Genomic DNA, 18,352 nt, shown 5'->3' on the forward strand with positions numbered 1-18,352 from the left:
ACTGTAATAATGAAGGTTAACTAGAATCGGTGCTCGCATATCATGCCAGAAACACAAAATTTACCGAAAGCTCGTCTCGCTCCCAGTATTTTATCTGCGGACTTCGCCCGACTGGGCGAAGAAGTTAAAAATGTTGTGGCAGCAGGCGCGGACTGGATTCATTTTGACGTCATGGACAACCATTACGTTCCCAATCTGACGATCGGCCCTATGGTTTGTGAGGCTATTCGCCCGCACGTACAAGTCCCCATCGATGTTCATCTGATGGTCGAGCCTGTCGATAGCCTGATCCCGATGTTTGCCAAAGCGGGCGCCAATGTCATCACGTTTCACCCCGAAGCCTCCCGTCATGTCGATCGCAGTCTTTCTCTGATCCGTGACCAAGGCTGTCAGGCAGGCCTCGTCTTTAACCCCGGCACACCACTCGACTGGCTCGCACACGTGATGCACAAGGTCGACATCATTTTGCTAATGTCGGTCAACCCCGGCTTTGGTGGCCAAAGTTTCATCCCCGGCACCTTAGCCAAGCTGCGTCAGGCGCGCGCCTTGATTGATGCGCACACCCGAGTTGGCGGACAACCCATCGCTCTCGAGGTCGATGGAGGTGTCAAAACAGACAATATCGGTGCGATCCGTGCCGCAGGCGCTGACACATTTGTCGCAGGCTCCGCTATTTTTGGTCAGCCCGACTACACAAGCGTCATCCAAGACATGCGCAAGCAAATCGCGCTTGCGGATAAACAGGCATCGAACTAAACCATGACAACACCAACAACAGCGGCCCCTTCTGCCAAGCTCTCCTCCAAGTCTTACGATGCCGTCCTGCTGGATCTGGACGGCACACTGATGGATACGATCCCCGACCTAGCGATCGCCGTCAATGCCATGCTGACAGAGTTGGATTTCGCCACCATGCCTCAGTCGGAGATTTCGACCTATATTGGCAAAGGTTCTGACAGCCTAATGCGCCGCATTCTGGCAACCGCCCAAGGAGGCAAACCCGCCTCAGAGGCCTTGTTTTTACGTGGTCGCGACATCTATTACGCTGAGTACCACAAGATTAACGGCGATCACGCCATCATTTTCAATGGCGTGATCCCAGGGCTTGAGCGCATACAGAGCATGGGCCTGAAAATGGCTGTCGTGACGAACAAAAATACTGAATTCACCATGCCCCTGCTGGAGCGCACCGGTCTATTGCGCTTTATGCAAGGCGTTGTTTGTGGTGACACTCTGCTCGAACGTAAACCAAACCCTGCCCCGATGGTCCATGCCTGCGCCCTCTTGGGATCCAAACCCGCGCGCACCTGCGCGGTCGGCGACTCGATCAACGATGCACTCTCAGCGCGCGCAGCAGGCTGCTCGGTTCTGGCAGTCCCCTACGGCTACAATGAAGGTCAGAGCGTGCATACTCTGGATGTCGATGCTATAGTAGACTCCATTGATGCGGCAGCCCTATGGGTTGCGGCCCGCTAGTATCAGCATAGCGCCCTACGGATTTAGACCCTTATTTAAGAGTATAGTTTTTTAGATGAACAGTCCCGCTCACATCCAAACCCTTCCTTGCGCCTCGTGGCGCTGGTGGCGTTTGTGTTCCGGGTGATGGTTCGTCTGACTCCGGCCGCGAGGCTATAAACCTCAAAGCCAACAATACAAACCAAGCCCGTCCAACCATGGCCGGGCTTTTTTTTTAGTAAACCCGGTCTGCTAACTGCGAGAACCGCCCGAACAGATGACTGAAATCGAATTTAAAGCCCTTGCGGCTCAAGGCTACAACCGCATTCCATTGATCGCAGAAACCTATGCCGATCTGGATACCCCTCTGGGGATTTACCTCAAACTAGCGCACACCGGACCGCAGGGAGGCAAAAACTCCTGCCTGCTCGAATCTGTCGTGGGCGGCGAGCGCTTTGGGCGCTATTCTTTTATCGGACTGCCTGCGCGCAATGTCATCCAAGCGCGTGGTAGCAAAACCACACTATTACGTGACGACAATATTGTCGAAACCTACGAAGGCGACCCGCTGAGCTTTATCTCCGAGTATCAAAGCCGCTTTAAGGTCGCGTTGCGCCCTGGCATGCCGCGCTTTGCAGGTGGCTTGGCGGGCTATTTTGGCTACGACACGGTGCGCAATATCGAGCCCAAGCTCGGTCCCGCCCTCAAACCCTACCCTGCTGGCATGGGCGAAGGCCCCCCAGATATCTTGTTACTACAGACCGACGAACTCGTCATTGTGGACAACCTGGCCGGTCGGATTTACCTGATGGTGTATGCCGACCCCACTGAACCCGAAGCCTTTAGTCGTGCGCAAAAGCGCCTCAAAGAGCTACGAATCAAGCTGCGCAAACCTATTGAGATTCCTTACAGCCACGCAAGCGTCGTGACCAAAGAAGAGCGCAGCTTTGCCAAAGTGGACTACCTCGCTGCTGTGCGACGCGCCAAGGAATACATCGCCGCGGGCGATCTGATGCAAGTCCAAGTCGGACAGGTCATCACCAAACCCTTTAGCGATTCGCCGCTTTCGCTTTACCGCGCGCTGCGCTCGCTTAACCCTTCGCCCTACATGTACTTCTGGAACTTTGGTGATTTCCAAGTCGTTGGCGCCTCGCCCGAGATTTTGGTGCGCCAAGAAGCCTTGCCTGTTGCCCAAGACGCCCCCGCAGGGACACAAGCCGAAACAGAAATCACCATTCGGCCGCTGGCGGGTACACGCAAACGTGGTGCGACGCCCGAAGAAGACGCGGCACTCGCCGAAGAGCTGCTCGCCGATCCTAAGGAGCGTGCTGAACACGTCATGCTGATCGACCTCGCGCGCAATGACGTCGGTCGTGTGGCCAAAATTGGCTCCGTTAAAGTCACCGACACCATGGTGATCGAGCGCTATTCGCACGTGATGCATTTGGTCTCTAACGTCACCGGCACTCTCGAGGCCGGCATGAGCAATATGGATGTATTGCGCGCCTCGTTCCCCGCCGGCACATTGACCGGCGCACCCAAAGTTCGCGCCATGCAAATGATCGATGAACTCGAGCCCGTGCGCCGAGGCATTTACGGGGGTGCCGCCGGCTACTTGAGCTACGGTGGCGAAATGGATGTTGCTATCGCGATTCGCACCGGTATCATCAAGGACGGCATGCTCTACGTGCAGGCCGCCGCCGGCATCGTAGCCGACTCGGATCCCGAAATGGAATGGCTCGAGACCGAAGCCAAAGCACGCGCCGTTTTACGTGCTGCAGAACAAGTACAAAACGGTCTCGATGATCCGTTCTAACTCGCCAAAAACAGGACTGATGACATGTTATTGATGATCGACAATTACGACTCGTTTACCTACAACCTGGTGCAGTATTTTGGCGAGCTCGGCGAAGACGTGCGCGTCTACCGCAACGACCAGATCACGCTCGAAGAAATCGACGCGCTCAAACCAGATCACATCTGCATTTCACCGGGCCCCTGCTCACCCGCCGAGGCCGGCGTCTCCGTCGACGTCATCAAGCGCTATGCAGGTAAAGTGCCGATTCTGGGCGTGTGCTTGGGACATCAAGCCATCGGCGCTGCCTTCGGTGGCAAGATTGTACGTGCCCAGCAAATCATGCATGGCAAAACTTCGGCAATCACGCATACCAACTCGGACGTGTTCAAAAACCTGCCCTCACCCTTTACCGTGATCCGCTATCACTCACTGGCCATCGAGCGCGCCACGCTTCCGGAATGCCTGGAAATCACCGCCCAAACCGCGGATGGTGAAATCATGGGCGTGCGCCACAAAACACTGCCCATCTATGGCGTACAGTTTCACCCCGAATCCATTTTGAGTGAACATGGTCACGCCATGCTACGTAACTTTCTCGAACTGCCTGTCACCACAACAGCTTCGACCAAATAGGACTGCGCCCCATGATTACTCCGAGCGAAGCACTCCACCGCTGCATCGAACATCGTGAAATTTTTCATGATGAAATGCTCCACCTTATGCGTATGTTGATGCGCGGCGAGATGTCGCCCACCATCGCCGCGGCCTTGCTTATGGGCCTGCGCGTCAAAAAAGAAACCATTGGTGAAATTACGGCTGCCGCACAAGTCATGCGCGAATTCGCCACCCCTGTGCATGTCGCCAATCCCCAAGACATGGTGGACATGTGCGGTACGGGCGGTGATGGCAGCAACACCTTTAACATCTCCACGACCGCGATGTTTGTCACTGCGGCGGCTGGTGTACCCATCGCAAAACACGGTGGACGCAGCGCATCCTCATCATCAGGCAGCGCAGATGTACTCGAAGCGCTCGGCGCTAATCTTTCTCTGACGCCCGAACAAGTCTGCGCATGCATTGAGGAAACTGGCATCGGCTTTATGTTCGCCCCCGCTCACCACGGCGCGATGAAAAATATCGCACCCGTGCGTAAAGAACTCGGCGTGCGGACAATTTTTAATCTCCTTGGTCCTTTGACGAATCCTGCTGGTGCCGCCAATCAACTGATGGGCGTCTTTCACCCCGATCTCGTCGGCATACAGGTGCGCGTGTTGCAGTCCCTCGGCTCACGTCATGTCATGATTGTGCATGGTAAAGACGGGATGGATGAGGCCTCGCTGGGTGCAGGCACACTGGTTGGCGAGCTCAAAGACGGCGTCATCCACGAATACGAAATTCATCCCGAGGACTTTGGTTTAACCATGGCCTCCAATCGCAGCATTAGAGTCCAGAGCAAAGAAGAATCACGCGATTACGTCCTCGAAGCGCTGGGCAATATACCCGGCACCGCGCGCGACATTGTGGCGTTTAACGCAGGACTTGCCATTTATGTGGGCAATCATGCCACCACGATTCAAGACGGGATTAAGATGGCCTTTGAAGCGATTGCGAGCGGTGCCGCACGCAACAAACTCGAAGCCTTTTGTGCACACACACGGAAATATGCAGAATGAGCGATATCCTCAATAAAATCCTCGCCGTCAAAGCCAAAGAAGTCGCCGCAGAGCGCCAAGTGCGCAGCGAAGCCGAGCTCCTCAAAGAAGCCAAAGCGCGCAAAGATGTCCGCGGTTTTGGTAAAGCACTCGAAACAAAGGTCGCCGCAGGCAAGCCCGGCGTCATTGCCGAGATTAAAAAAGCCTCTCCCTCAAAAGGCGTACTGCGCGAGATTTTTATCCCTGCCGAAATCGCCGCGTCTTATGCCGAGCATGGTGCAGCGTGTTTATCCGTCTTGACAGACAAACAATTTTTTCTAGGTGACGATGACTATCTGCGTCAAGCGCGCGAAGCGTGCACACTCCCCGTATTACGCAAAGACTTTATCGTCGATCCGTATCAAATTATCGCTGCCCGGGCCATGGGTGCGGACTGTGTCTTGCTGATTGTTTCCGCCTTGAGTTCTACTCAACTTTCTGAGTTTGAGGAGTGCGCCTTCGAGCTTGGTATGGATGTGCTGGTCGAGGTCCATGATGCCGAGGAACTCGACATCGCGCTCGACATGAACACCTCTCTGCTCGGCATCAATAATCGTAATCTGCGTACCTTCGAAACCTCGCTGCAGAACACGCTCGATTTGCTGCAACGCATCCCCATTGGCAAACTTGTGATTACCGAAAGCGGTATTTTGGCGCCAGCGGATGTGCAATTGATGCGTGACAATGATGTCCATGCCTTCCTGGTTGGCGAAGCCTTTATGCGCGCACCCAATCCCGGCGCAGAGCTTGCGCGTTTGTTTGTCTGAGCGCGTTGTCCTGCGCATGACACCTCAGAGCAATCAGCTCCAAGAGGCCTCACTCTGGGCGCATTTCGAACGCATTCCGAACGCGTGGCAACCATGTCTGACATCTCCGTCTGTGCGCACCGCGCTCGAGAGCCTCTCGGCCATGCTGCAGACCCGCCTCGCGCAAGGTGCAGTCATTTATCCCTCGCGCCCTTTTCGAGCGCTTGACACCCTGCAACCCAGCACTGTCAAGGTCGTGATTTTGGGTCAAGACCCCTATCACGGCTCCGGACAAGCGCAGGGTCTCGCCTTTTCTGTCCCAGATGGTTTCAAACGCCCACCAAGCTTGCGTAATATTTTGCAAGAAATTGAGCGCGAGTATCCGACCAATCAGTCAGAACTTATATTGGTCTCCAACCTTCTTAAAAACGATTTGTCACGTTGGACACAGCAAGGCGTACTTCTCCTCAATACCTGTCTGACCGTCGAGGATGGACAACCCGCCTCACATGCCCGGGCGGGCTGGGAAACCGTGACGGATGCGCTCATCTCTGAGGTTGCCCGCGATCCCTCACCAAAAGTATTCATGCTCTGGGGGGCACACGCCCAAGCCAAGCGTGCACACCTGACCGATCAAGGCGATCACCTGATTTTGATGGCTAATCATCCCTCGCCACTCTCAGTCAGGAGACCTCCAGTTCCGTTTGTCGGCTGCAATCATTTCCACTTGGCAAATGAATGGTTAAAACAACACAACCGCCAAGTAATTGACTGGAAAGCATAATTTTTTACCTAAAGGGTATACCCGAATTAAAAAATAGGTTAGTATCTGGCTCTGCATAAAAAATGCATAAGTCTGAAAACAGGCAAACAACCTAGATTTCGGCTTCACATCATCGATTCCTGACCTCCTTTCCTTTCGTGGGCAGCTAGTGTGATCCAGATAGATGGATCTACAGCCCAGACGTTCGGTTGATTCGGTCGGCACGATGCTCGATTCAACCGACGACCGCCGGTCTACCAACTCTCCGGGCTGCGTCACATGGCCACTATCTGGCCTAAAGGAAAGTCATGTCCTTCGATTCGTTGGGGCTCGTCCCCGCTTTGTTGTCTTCCATTGAACGTACCGGCTTTACCACCCCGACACCCGTCCAGATGTCTGCGATTCCTGCAGCCTTGGCCGGTGCCGACTTGATGGTATCCGCCCAGACAGGCAGCGGCAAGACCGCAGCCTTTATGCTTCCCGCACTGAACAAAATCGCTCACAAGCCCGGTAACAAAGGCCGTGGCGTCCAAGTGCTGGTACTCACTCCCACACGCGAACTCGCCATGCAGGTGAGCGAAGCCACCGAAATGTACGGTAGCAACCTAGACGATTTGCGTGTCGCGACCGTTGTCGGCGGTATGCCTTATGGCGCCCAGCTCAAAGCACTCTCACGTCGTGTCGATGTGCTGGTGGCCACACCCGGCCGTCTCCTGGATCACCTGCAAGCCCGTCGTGTCGACTTGTCGACCGTGCACACCTTGGTACTCGACGAAGCTGACCGCATGCTCGACATGGGTTTCATCGACGACATCAATACCATCGTTGATCGTTGCCCCGAGTCACGCCAGACCTTACTGTTCTCAGCGACGTTAGACGGCACCGTTGCCAAGCTCGCAGCACGCATGATGCGCGATCCACAGCGTATCGAAATGACCTCTCAGTCAGATCGCCACGCCAACATTACACAAACGCTGCTGTATGCCGATGACGCTGGTCACAAACTGCGCTTGCTTGACCATCTCTTGCGCGACGTTTCGATGCATCAGGCCATTATCTTCACCGCCACCAAGCGCGGCGCGGACGATCTGGCCGAACACCTCGCCGACAGCGGCTTTTCAGCGATGGCCTTGCATGGCGACATGAACCAGCGACAGCGTTCACGGACCCTGTCCGAAGTTCAGGACGGCCGTGTCCGTGTCTTGGTTGCCACCGACGTTGCTGCTCGCGGCATCGACGTTCAGGCCATCAGCCACGCCATTAACTACGACTTGCCGATGCAACCCGAGGACTACGTTCACCGCATTGGTCGTACCGGTCGTGCCGGTCGCGATGGCGCAGCCTTTACCTTGGCCGTCCATAGCGAGCGTCACAAAATACGCCGCATCGAACATTTCATTGGCAACACCATTCCTCCAGACGTGATCGCAGGCCTCGAGCCACAGCGCTCCCCAAGTGCTCGCCCCGAAGGCGCGTCGCGCGGTGCGGGTGGTAAAAAGCCAAATCGCTGGAGCAATGACCGCAGTAGTGATCGCTTCGGTAGCAGCAACGACCGTTACTCCGCTGGCCGCAGCGAGCCCCGTACTTTTGTCCCGCGTGGCGATGCGCCTAGCGGTGCACCGCGCGGAGACCGACCCTATGCGGATCGTGGCGAGAAATCTTTCGCACCTCGTGGTGACAAACCCGCCTACGCACCTCGTGGTGACAAGCCTTTTGGTGATCGCGAGCGCACGTTTGCACCACGTGGTGACAAGCCCTCTTATGCACCGCGCGGTGATCGTGGCGATCGTCCCCAAGGTGCACGCAGCGACAATCCTTTCGCCAGTACACGCGGCGAAGGCCGTCCTTTCGAGCACCGCGGCGATCGCGCACCCTCAGATCGTCCGGCCTATGCGGGTAAGCCTGCAGCACGCTCAGGGCGTGAGTTTGCGCCTCGATCAGCCGCGCCAGGCAGCAAGACTTTCGCCCCACGCGGTGATGGTCCTGCTCGCGCACCAGGTGCGGCACGTCCTGGCGCACCTCGCGCTGCGGCAGGCGCACGTCGTGGCTTTAACTTTGATGGTGGTCGCCGCTAATCCAGCGATCTCCATTAGCGCGGACGCACTGGCTCACAGTCAGCGCGTCCGCGCTTTTTTGCATATGCAGATCCAGCAGGCGGGCGGTTGGCTTCCCTTTAGCGCCTGGATGCATCATGTGCTGTATGCACCCGGACTCGGCTACTACGCTGCGGGCAATACTAAACTCGCCGACACACAAAACCCCAATACGACAGCACTGAATGGCGATTTTGTTACTGCACCCCAGCTCACACCTTTGTTCGGATATACGCTTGCGCGACAGGTCGCCGAGGTACTGCGACAAACCGACACACTCGACGTACTCGAGTTCGGCGCCGGCAGTGGCGCACTCGCGCACGATCTTCTTACCGCACTCAACGCGCTAGGTCTCAGCGTTCGCTACAGCATCCTTGAGGTGTCAGCCGATCTCAGACAGCGTCAACAAGCGCGTTTGGCTACCTGGGGTGAACGTGTCACCTGGCTTGAGACGCTTCCGAAACACTTTGCCGGCTGCGTCGTCGGGAACGAGTTGCTCGATGCCATGCCGGTTGAGCTCTTTGTCTGGTCTGAGCAAGGTCAGGTCCTCGAACGTGGCGTCGTTTCACTGAAGTCCAATACTGTACCGACGTCAGACTCAATGAGCTTGGCTCAGGAATTCGCTTTTCAAGACCGGCCCGCCTCACCCATACTCATCGAAACTATCCAAACACGGATGCCCGCTCTGCCAGGCTACAGCTCTGAAATCAATCTGCTAGCAGAAGCCTGGATCCGCGATCTCGGTCGTTGGTTAACCCGCGGCGCAGCCTTACTGATCGATTACGGTTTTCCGCGTCATGAGTATTACCATCCCCAGAGGCAACGCGGCACCCTGATGTGTCATATCCAGCATCGCACTCATGATGATGTTTTTCTCGCACCCGGCCTCCAAGACATCACTGCGCACGTTGATTTCACTGCAATCGCCGAGGCCGCTCAAAAAAGCGGCCTCGACGTTCTTGGCTATACCTCTCAAGCACGCTTCCTATTGAATGCCGGCTTACCGCAGCTTCTGGAAGACTACGCGCAACAACAGCTCAACACGCCCGATTCAAAAGCACGCGTGCAAACCTACGCCGCTGTGCAAAAACTAATATCCGAGGCGGAGATGGGAGAGTTATTTAAAGTGATCGCACTGGGCCGAGGCATTGATTCGCCACTGAGTGGTTTTACACGCAGCGATCGCTCAGGGCAGCTTTCCAAGCAACTCTGATATGCTGGAAGCCACTTACCCAATTCATATAAATGGCCTTTAGTGCTTTTAAAAAAGGGAGATAAACGAATGAACATAAAAATGAAGTCTTTCGTACAAAGGATGGCTGGAGTACTTATCGCTGTCGGCATTAGCACAAATGCAGCGGCTTATCCCGATAAACCAATCAATCTCGTTGTCGTATTTGGTGCAGGCGGCACAAGCGATGTCGTTGCTCGACAAGTCGGGCAATCCCTCAGTGACGTGCTTAAAACAGAGGTTGTTGTTTTGAATCGACCAGGCGCAGGCGGTAATGTGGGCGCGACATTTGTGGCGAAGTCAGTTGCGGATGGCTATACCTTGCTTGCAGGATTTCCTGGACTGACCACCAACGCAGCGCTATATCAAAAGCTTGGTTATGATCCTGAAAAAGATTTCATACCCATTTCACTTGTTGCAAGCGCACCAAATGTTATCGTGGTTCCCGCGACATCAACAGCGAAAACATTAAAAGAATTCATCGCGCAGGCCGTTCAAAAACCAGCAGGCTTAAGTTTTGGTTCTGCCGGAGCAGGCAGCTCCTCCCATCTGGCCGGTGAGCTTCTCAAGGAAATAACTGGATTGAATTTCACGCATGTGGCCTACAAGGGAGGAACACCCGCGTTGGTAGATCTCGCGAGCGGACGTTTGGATTTAATGATTATTCCGCTGCCTGAAGCAATCAATTTAATTAACTCAGGGAAAATCAAACCCCTCGCATTAGCCAGTGACCACCGCTCCAAACTTATCCCAAATGTTCCTACGACCAGAGAGGCAGGATTGAACGATTTTGTTGTTGGCTCTTGGTATGGACTGCTTGCGCCACGAGGAACTCCTGACAAAGTTGTCGCAGCCCTATCCAATGCAACATCTAAGGCTCTCAAATCCGAAGGTATAAACAAAAACTTCGATACCAGCGGAATAGAGATGGTCGCGAGCACTTCAGATGAGTTCAGAAAATTTTTAGCAGATGAAACAAAACGTTGGCGAGCCGTCATCGAAAAAAATAAGATTCGGCTAGACTGATTTCTACATCATGCTGTCGACTATCAATGCCGAGAAAGCCATCTTTTATGCGCTTTCTCGGTCTTAATGTTTCGTTCGCTAAAGTGAGGACTGAATGAAAATTTGGTATCAAAGTTTTGTACAGCAAACCCTATTTGAAACCTATTTCACGCAACTTAAAAGAATCATTGCCGAAGCAAAAGATGAGTCAACAGTTGTGGATATTGTTGGCATAACCAAAACTGGCGGACTTGGAAAGCAACATCATTACTTGGAGTTTCTTCAAACAGCCGAGGTGCTCCAAAACATTGAAACTGCAAACGAGCAGGGCTATGACGCATTCATTATCGGCCACTTCACTGACTCTGGTCTCTATGAAGCAAGAGAGATCTCAAGAATTCCAGTCATCGGCCTTGGGGAGTCCAGCATGCATATGGCCTGCATGATGGGACGTCATTTTTCACTCATTGGTTTAAATCGTAAATCATTAGGCTTTATCGAGGAGCGCGCTCATCTTTACGGACTCTCCTCACGACTATCACCGTCCCAAACGATGTCGTTAAAAAACCCCGTCTTTCTGGAGCGTGCATTTGTCGATAAAGAGGTCATGAACAGCGTGATAGATGACTTCATGTCCGCTGCAAATAAAGCGCAAGAATCTGGTGCTGAAGTCGTGATCCCCGCTGGCGGAGTCGCGATGGCGGCCTTAAATGCAGCCGGAGTACATTTCACGCTTGACGGAGCAACCATATTGAATGGCATCGCCGCAGTCGTAAAAACCGCCGAAATGGCTGTAAAAATGGATCGGCTCATGTTAGGTCGATTCACAAGCAGAGCGTTGCATTTCGCCCCGCCAGGGTCTGATGAGCTTAAGGAGATACGGAAATACTACGGAAACAATGCCTACCGCAGCTTAGATAAGCGCTAACAACCGAGCGCTGCGTACGACTTGCTTGATCTCGGCCGGTGTTTTTGCGGTTTGGGCAGCTGCGCCGGCATCCACTCCTAAAACAGTATCTAACCGATTAAGCCAATTTATTTGATCAAACTCGGTCACCATTTTTGCTGTCTCAAATAAAGTTTTCATACGATCCGGCTTTCGTATCGCGTCACAAACCTCAAACAGCGACAATATTTCTTCAGGCTGCGTGACGCCAATCGCTTTTATCACCATAGGTAAAAGACGCGCCATATCAACACACTCACCCGGTACGCGCAGGCGCCTACCTAACTCCGCCAGTGACTCTGTTTGCAGACAGAGCAGTGCGTAACGTGCGCCCAATGGGAGATGAAATTGAGTTGTCCCTGCGGCTCCATCCACCCACTGCGCAACGCGGAGACTTTCTCGCCACTCGGGCATGATGCGTGCACTCGCACCCGTATCCACCAATACGGTCAACATACGCGAAGGTTTTACACTCATTAGTCCGCGCGATAACTCCTGCCAGACGCGCTCAGGCACCAGCGCATCAACCTCTCCACTCGCAACCATCCGTCGGCAGAGCGCCAATGTTTCTGGCGCAATAGAAAAATCCGTAAACCTTGCGGCAAAACGCGCCAGTCGCAAAATCCGCACTGGATCTTCTTCGAAGGCGGGGCCCACATGACGAAACATTCTTGCCTGCAAATCCGCAGCACCATTGAGTGGATCAACCAGCTCGCCCGACATCGACTGCGCCATCGCATTGATCGTCAGATCGCGACGCTTTAAGTCTTCTTCGAGGGTGACATCCGCACCCGTGTAAAACGTAAAGCCTTTGTAACCACGCCCCGACTTTCTTTCCGTGCGTGCAAGCGCATATTCTTCTTTCGTCAGCGGATGTAAAAAAACCGGAAAGTCGCCACCCACAGGGATAAACCCACGCGCAACCATCTCTTCGGGTGTCGCGCCCACTACGACCCAATCACGGTCACCAGCGGGCAGACCTAACAACGCATCACGCACAGCGCCACCCACAATGAAAACCTGCAAACCCGTCAAGGCGCGATCTTCAGTCATCTTCACGGCAGAGGCGAACGACCATACGGTCGGGGCTCAATTTGTCCCAGACGCTGCTTGAGCGACTGGGGATTACCGGTAAAGATCGCCGCATAGTAGGTGGCGTTAGACATCACTTTTTTAACGTAATCGCGCGTTTCGTTGAAAGGAATGGTTTCAGCGAAAATCGCGCCTTCGACCGGGGCATCGAGTTTGGAGCGCCACAGCATCGGACGACCCGGACCCGCGTTATATCCTGCGCTAGCCAACACCTGTGAGCCACCCAGATCAGACTGCACCATACTCAAGTAACTCGTTCCCAACTTTGTATTCGTATCAAAATCGTTCACGCTACCAGGTGTGAAGTTCGTCAATCCGATTTTCTGAGCCATCCACTTTGCCGTGGCAGGCATCAACTGCATCAAGCCCGAGGCCCCCACGTGTGAACGCGCGTCCATAATGAACAACGACTCTTGACGGATCAGCCCATACACCCAAGCTGGCTCGACATTGACCTCGCGGGCCTGAGCACTGACACGCCCTTCAAAAGGCGCTACAAAACGCTGCGTAAAATCCACCTCATTTTTAGTACGGACAGAGGTCGCCACGACGCGATCATAGATACTCTCGCGACGCGCCAACTCAGCAGCCGCCAACAATTGACGATCTGTCATGCCACGAAGCGCAAACGTCCACTCCGGCACAGCCTCTGGCCGCCAGCCTCTTTTGAATAAAGTCACGGCGCGCTGCAGGCCTGGATGAGCACGGGCCTGCGCCAACTCTTTCTCTGAAACAGGCTCGGGGCGCTTTGGTGCGGTAATCGTTCGACCAAGCTCCTCGACGGCGAGCTGACCATAAAAGCTGTAATCCGATACGATCGAAGCATAGGCTTTCTCGGCATCCGCTTTTTTACCTGTCGCCGCCAGACCACGCGCTTTCCAGTACACCCACGTCGGATCGCTACGTTGTGGCTCACGCATCGTATCGATACTTTGCATCACCCACTTCCAGTCAATTTTGGGTTGACGTAGCGCCATACGAACACGCCAAGCTTCGTTGTTGTCGGATAAGCGAACGGCGCCAGAGTCGCGATACCACGTATGCGCACGTGGATCGAGATTCATACTCGCGACCAAAGCCATCTGGCCATAGACCCATTGCATATTTTGCTTGGGAAGCAAGTTTTTCCATTGCTTTTTGACTAAGTTATCTGCCGCCGCCAGATCTGTCCGCGCCACGCGAGCGAGTCCCAGCGCAATGATCTCATTACGTTCAGGCGAGCCCAACGCGTTCTGCGTGGCCAACCACGCCGCAGGCCCTTTGATCATGGCGTCATACGCCGCCAGTTCTTTAGCGTCAAAGACATACGCGGCAAACCGGCGCGCATCCGGCAGTTTATTGTTTTCAATCGCTTCATTGAGGTACGGCATCAACTCAGCAGGCGTTAAAACACGGTCTGCGACGAGTTGGTCAAATAGTTTCCAACATGCGCCAAATGGCACAAATATTTTCATCGACTCCGCCGCTGTCGCACGCTGACCCTCCATATGCTTGGCCTCAAGCTGAGCACACAACACCTGATTGCTTGGGTTAAGGACAGTTCCCAACGCGCGTACCGAGACAAAATCACCGCTCCGCGCAGCGGTTAAAACCCATTCGCCGCGCAATCTATCCGCAAGATAGGCGCCACTGTTTTTTTCCAGAAACTGCTCCAAACTTTGATTCACACTTGGCGTTCTATAAAGACCTAACTGGGTTCGCAAAAACCAATACTCGGGGTAAATTGCCAATACATCACCCTTGGCCTGCGGCACGAAACTGGCGAGCTGACCAAACTGCTTGCTATTGACGGCTTGACGCGCTGCGGCAACCGCTTTGGCTGCTGCCGTATTTTCCGATGCAGCGATCGAGTCTCTCATCCCTGCCGGACCCGCATGTGGTGTATTGCTTTGCGCGGTACTAGGCGCAGTACTCGCCGTACTCGCGGGTGCCGCATTGCTGGTAGTTGGAGTAGAGGGCTTAGCTAAAGGAGCTGCAGTGCCGTCCGCGACGGGCGTGATGCTGCCATCCGCCTTCAAAACAAACCTTTCAGTTAACCCAGACTGAGATTGTGCCGTTGTTGGAGCCGCCAACATAAACGCACTGCCAAATACCAAAGCGGTCACCCAGACGCCAACTTGAACTCGGATATTCTGATATTTTGCGCTTGTGTGCATACAATGCCTTTGAACACCATTCACTACAATTAGTCAGTAACTGCTACGGTATATGTCAAAGAATAGCCCAGACCAGCTTCGGATGCGGCTTCGCAGCCTGCGAGAGGCGATTCCTGTTGCCGAACGCCAACAGGCCAGTGCTCAACTCTGTGCTGAACTACGGCTTTGGTTCGACGCACGCAGCGCGTCTCGACACACTTTTGGACACACCACGCCTGAAATAGTTGCCGGATTTTGGCCTTTGGAAAACGAGCCCGACTTAAGGCCTGTTTACGAATATTTGCACACCCAAGGCTTGACCGTCGCGTTACCCATTGTCGTCAAAAAACAGTCGCCTCTTGAGTTTCACGTTTGGCGTCCCACCGACACCTTGAAGCCAGGCGCCTTTGGCGTCTTGGAGCCTGTCCGTGGTGAAAAGCTGATCCCAAACGTGATGCTGATTCCGACACTTGGTTTTACAGACCAGGGCGCACGTCTCGGCTACGGAGGAGGTTATTACGATCGCACCCTCGCCAATCTCAACGCAGCAGGCAAAGATTTTTTAGCTCTTGGTATCGCCTGGAACCAAGCCCGCATCGAAGAAGAGGCCGGCCATCAACCGCAAGCACACGATTATCCACTCGACGCCATCCTGACACCCAGCGGTTGGACGCAGGCTCCGCCGCCAGCCTGATACGCTAGCGATCCAAGCCGTGCCATATCGACAGCGTGGCTTCGGCATTATTCAGGGTATAGAAATGCAAGCCTGGCACGCCATTGTCTAACAACGTTTCACACAGACTCGTCACGACATCTGTGCCAAACGCCCGGATCGAGTCTTTGTCATCGCCCATCTCGGCCAAACGCAGACGGATCCAACGTGGCACCTCTGCACCACACATCTCTGAAAACCGCATCAATTGCGTGTAATTGGTGATGGGCATGATGCCAGGCACAATGGGGATATTGATTCCCTTGGCTTGGACACGATCGACAAAATCAAAATACGCATCGGCATTAAAAAAATACTGCGTAATCGCACTGTTGGCGCCCGCACGGACCTTATTAATAAAGTGAGCGAGATCTTTTTCAGGCCCCGCAGCTTGTGGATGCATCTCGGGATAGGCAGCGACCTCAATATGAAACCAGTCGCCTGTTTCATGACGAATAAATTCAACCAAGTCGCTTGCATACTGAAGAGCACCGGCAGCACTCGCCCCCATGCCCGAAGGCATATCACCGCGCAATGCGACAATGCGACGCACGCCTTCTTCGCGATAGCGCTGTAGCAAGACACTAAGCTCATCGCGCGTAGATCCAATACACGACAAGTGCGGCGCGGCATCACGGCCGAGCGCGCGCATCATGCGAACGGTGTCAAGCGTACCGTCTCGCGTCGAGCCACCCGCGCCAAACGTCACGCTGACGTAGTGCGGGTCGATGACCAACATTTGTTTGGCGCCATCGACAAGGCGCTGCTGCGCGGCGGCATCGCGTGGTGGGAAGAACTCTAGGCTAAACGCAGGCGTCAAAGGGGAGCTCATCGATTAATCAGACTCGTCAAAAACCCGGAGATCACGCTATAAAAGAGGGCACCGCCGACCGCCCACCAAAAGCCATTGACCTGAAAACCTTTCAGGATCGACCCGGCGAGCCAGAACATCAGCGCGTTAATCACCAGTAAAAACAGACCCAACGTCACAATCGTGATGGGCAAGGTCAATAAAATGAAGATTGGTTTAACCAACATGTTGATTAAACCAAGCACGGCTGCAGCAAGCATGGCGGACCAGAAGCTGGACACCACAATCCCAGGCAGCACATAGGCAACAATGAGTAGTGTCACCGCATTTAATATCCAGACTAACAATAAAGTCATGACAATCTCCGGTGAACACTACTCAAAGTCAATCAATAGCGGTAAGCATCGCCCTTGAAAGGACCTTCTTGTTTGACGCTAATGTAAGCCGCTTGCTGAGGCGTCAACGTTGTCAAGTTTGCACCGATCTTCTTGAGGTGCAGACGTGCGACTTTTTCGTCGAGATGCTTAGGCAACACATAGACCTGACCTGACTTGTACTCTTCGTTGCGCGAGTACAGTTCGATCTGAGCAATCGTCTGGTTGGTAAACGATGACGACATCACGAACGAAGGGTGACCTGTGCCACAGCCGAGGTTCACGAGACGGCCCTTAGCCAACAAGATAATGCGCTTGCCGTTAGGGAAAATCACGTGATCGACTTGTGGCTTGATTTCTTCCCACTGCAAGTCTTCAATACCGACGACATCGATTTCGTTGTCGAAGTGACCGATGTTACAAACAATGGCCTGGTCCTTCATGCGGTCCATGTGGGCGCGTGTGATGACGTTGTAGTTACCTGTTGCCGTCACAAAAATGTCTGCCTTGTCTGCGGCTTCTTCCATGGTAACAACCTTAAAGCCTTCCATCGCAGCCTGCAGTGCGCAGATTGGATCGACTTCAGTGACCCAAACTTGGGCGCGCAACGCGGCTAAGGCTTGAGCTGAACCCTTACCCACATCGCCGTAGCCTGCAACCACTGCAACTTTGCCAGCGATCATGACGTCTGTCGCACGCTTAATGGCGTCGACCAACGATTCGCGGCAGCCGTACAGGTTGTCAAACTTTGACTTAGTGACGGAGTCGTTGACGTTAATCGCAGCAAAAGCAAGCTCGCCTTTTTTCGACATTTGATACAGACGCAGCACGCCTGTGGTGGTTTCCTCAGTCACGCCCTTGATCTGGGCCAAACGTGTGGAGTACCACTTAGGATCTTTTTTGATCTGTGCTTTGATAGCGGCAAACAGGACGACTTCTTCTTCGGAGCCTGGGTTATTCAAGACCGAAATATCGCTTTCAGCCTTTGTACCGAGGTGCAACAAGAGTGTGGCATCACCGCCGTCATCCAAAATCATGTTGGCTTGCTTTTCGCCGGGCCATTCAAAAATCTTGTGTGTGTATTCCCAGTATTCGACCAGTGACTCGCCTTTTTTAGCGAAGACAGGCGTGCCCATTGCAGCGATGGCCGCGGCAGCGTGGTCTTGGGTCGAGAAAATATTGCAAGAGGCCCAACGCACTTCAGCGCCGAGTGCCTGCAAGGTTTCGATCAGCACAGCAGTCTGAATCGTCATGTGCAAGCTACCCGTGATGCGGGCGCCTTTCAATGGCTTGGTTTTAGCAAACTCTTCGCGCGTGGCCATCAGACCAGGCATTTCTGTTTCAGCAATGGCGATCTCGCGACGACCAAAATCAGCCTGATTGATATCGGCAACGATGTAATCAGCGAATTTTTCTTTGATAGCGTTCATGTCTAAAAGCTCCGTTGAGCCCGCGGAACAACGATTGAACGGTTGTGTCTTGAGCACCACCGCAATCGCT

General features: G+C 53.9%; 17 protein-coding genes. 12 read left to right on the forward strand and 5 right to left on the reverse strand.

Annotated elements, in window-relative coordinates:
• Positions 1-42 precede the first annotated feature (42 nt).
• From rpe to AC8GE9_RS11065, 11 genes are all read left to right on the forward strand, one after another.
• On the forward strand, positions 43-756 hold the full coding sequence (rpe, locus tag AC8GE9_RS11015) for a ribulose-phosphate 3-epimerase (RefSeq protein ID WP_506677221.1): 714 nt from the start codon (positions 43-45) through the stop codon (positions 754-756).
• Positions 757-759: 3 nt separating this feature from the next.
• The gene (locus tag AC8GE9_RS11020; protein ID WP_506677222.1) at positions 760-1,476 is read left to right on the forward strand and encodes a phosphoglycolate phosphatase; all 717 of its coding nucleotides are present in this window, start codon (positions 760-762) and stop codon (positions 1,474-1,476) included.
• Positions 1,477-1,732: 256 nt separating this feature from the next.
• Positions 1,733-3,271 carry an anthranilate synthase component I family protein gene (locus AC8GE9_RS11025; RefSeq protein ID WP_506677223.1) on the forward strand — a complete coding sequence of 513 codons (1,539 nt, stop codon included), beginning with the start codon at positions 1,733-1,735 and terminating at the stop codon, positions 3,269-3,271.
• A gap of 24 nt (positions 3,272-3,295) precedes the next feature.
• Entirely contained in the window at positions 3,296-3,886 is a 591-nt protein-coding gene (locus AC8GE9_RS11030; RefSeq protein ID WP_506677224.1) for an anthranilate synthase component II, read from the forward strand.
• 11 nt (positions 3,887-3,897) lie between these two features.
• Positions 3,898-4,926 (forward strand): anthranilate phosphoribosyltransferase, encoded by a 1,029-nt coding sequence (gene trpD, locus AC8GE9_RS11035; protein WP_506677225.1) that lies wholly within the window; start codon positions 3,898-3,900, stop codon positions 4,924-4,926.
• Positions 4,923-5,711 carry an indole-3-glycerol phosphate synthase TrpC gene (trpC, locus tag AC8GE9_RS11040; protein ID WP_506677226.1) on the forward strand — a complete coding sequence of 263 codons (789 nt, stop codon included), beginning with the start codon at positions 4,923-4,925 and terminating at the stop codon, positions 5,709-5,711. The genes trpD and trpC overlap by 4 nt, the downstream gene beginning before the upstream one ends.
• Positions 5,712-5,727: 16 nt before the next feature.
• Complete coding sequence (locus AC8GE9_RS11045) at positions 5,728-6,474, forward strand: uracil-DNA glycosylase (protein ID WP_506677792.1); 747 nt, start codon at positions 5,728-5,730, stop codon at positions 6,472-6,474.
• A 287-nt stretch (positions 6,475-6,761) separates the two neighbouring features.
• The gene (locus AC8GE9_RS11050) at positions 6,762-8,528 is read left to right on the forward strand and encodes a DEAD/DEAH box helicase (protein WP_506677227.1); all 1,767 of its coding nucleotides are present in this window, start codon (positions 6,762-6,764) and stop codon (positions 8,526-8,528) included.
• A complete protein-coding gene (locus AC8GE9_RS11055; RefSeq protein ID WP_506677793.1) occupies positions 8,512-9,759 on the forward strand; it encodes a class I SAM-dependent methyltransferase in 1,248 nt (415 codons plus the stop codon). Before AC8GE9_RS11050 ends, AC8GE9_RS11055 begins: the two co-directional genes overlap by 17 nt.
• 42 nt (positions 9,760-9,801) lie before the next feature.
• A complete protein-coding gene (locus tag AC8GE9_RS11060) occupies positions 9,802-10,803 on the forward strand; it encodes a Bug family tripartite tricarboxylate transporter substrate binding protein (protein WP_506677228.1) in 1,002 nt (333 codons plus the stop codon).
• 94 nt (positions 10,804-10,897) lie between these two features.
• Entirely contained in the window at positions 10,898-11,710 is an 813-nt protein-coding gene (locus tag AC8GE9_RS11065; RefSeq protein ID WP_506677229.1) for an aspartate/glutamate racemase family protein, read from the forward strand.
• On the opposite strand, the gene AC8GE9_RS11070 is transcribed toward AC8GE9_RS11065, so the two are convergent.
• Positions 11,696-12,787, reverse strand: coding sequence for a tRNA nucleotidyltransferase/poly(A) polymerase-related protein (locus AC8GE9_RS11070; RefSeq protein ID WP_506677230.1), 1,092 nt, complete (start codon positions 12,785-12,787; stop codon positions 11,696-11,698). The two genes, AC8GE9_RS11065 and AC8GE9_RS11070, sit on opposite strands and share 15 nt — an antisense overlap.
• Positions 12,784-14,976: a lytic transglycosylase domain-containing protein gene (locus tag AC8GE9_RS11075; RefSeq protein WP_506677231.1), complete on the reverse strand. Its 2,193-nt coding sequence runs from the start codon at positions 14,974-14,976 to the stop codon at positions 12,784-12,786. Before AC8GE9_RS11075 ends, AC8GE9_RS11070 begins: the two co-directional genes overlap by 4 nt.
• A 52-nt stretch (positions 14,977-15,028) precedes the next feature.
• Here AC8GE9_RS11075 and AC8GE9_RS11080 point away from each other — a divergent pair, with 52 nt between their 5' ends.
• Complete coding sequence (locus tag AC8GE9_RS11080; RefSeq protein WP_506677232.1) at positions 15,029-15,649, forward strand: 5-formyltetrahydrofolate cyclo-ligase; 621 nt, start codon at positions 15,029-15,031, stop codon at positions 15,647-15,649.
• A 4-nt stretch (positions 15,650-15,653) separates the two neighbouring features.
• On the opposite strand, the gene metF is transcribed toward AC8GE9_RS11080, so the two are convergent.
• Genes metF through ahcY form a run of 3 tightly spaced genes read right to left on the reverse strand, consistent with a single transcriptional unit; the run spans position 15,654 to position 18,282 of the window.
• A complete protein-coding gene (gene metF / locus AC8GE9_RS11085; RefSeq protein WP_506677233.1) occupies positions 15,654-16,499 on the reverse strand; it encodes a methylenetetrahydrofolate reductase [NAD(P)H] in 846 nt (281 codons plus the stop codon).
• The gene (locus AC8GE9_RS11090) at positions 16,496-16,834 is read right to left on the reverse strand and encodes a phage holin family protein (RefSeq protein ID WP_028816663.1); all 339 of its coding nucleotides are present in this window, start codon (positions 16,832-16,834) and stop codon (positions 16,496-16,498) included. The genes metF and AC8GE9_RS11090 overlap by 4 nt, the downstream gene beginning before the upstream one ends.
• Before the next feature lie 32 nt (positions 16,835-16,866).
• Positions 16,867-18,282, reverse strand: coding sequence for an adenosylhomocysteinase (gene ahcY, locus AC8GE9_RS11095; protein WP_506677234.1), 1,416 nt, complete (start codon positions 18,280-18,282; stop codon positions 16,867-16,869).
• Positions 18,283-18,352 lie beyond the last annotated feature (70 nt).

The sequence above is a fragment of the Zwartia lucis genome (assembly GCF_965234455.1).
GTDB lineage: Bacteria > Pseudomonadota > Gammaproteobacteria > Burkholderiales > Burkholderiaceae_B > Zwartia > Zwartia lucis.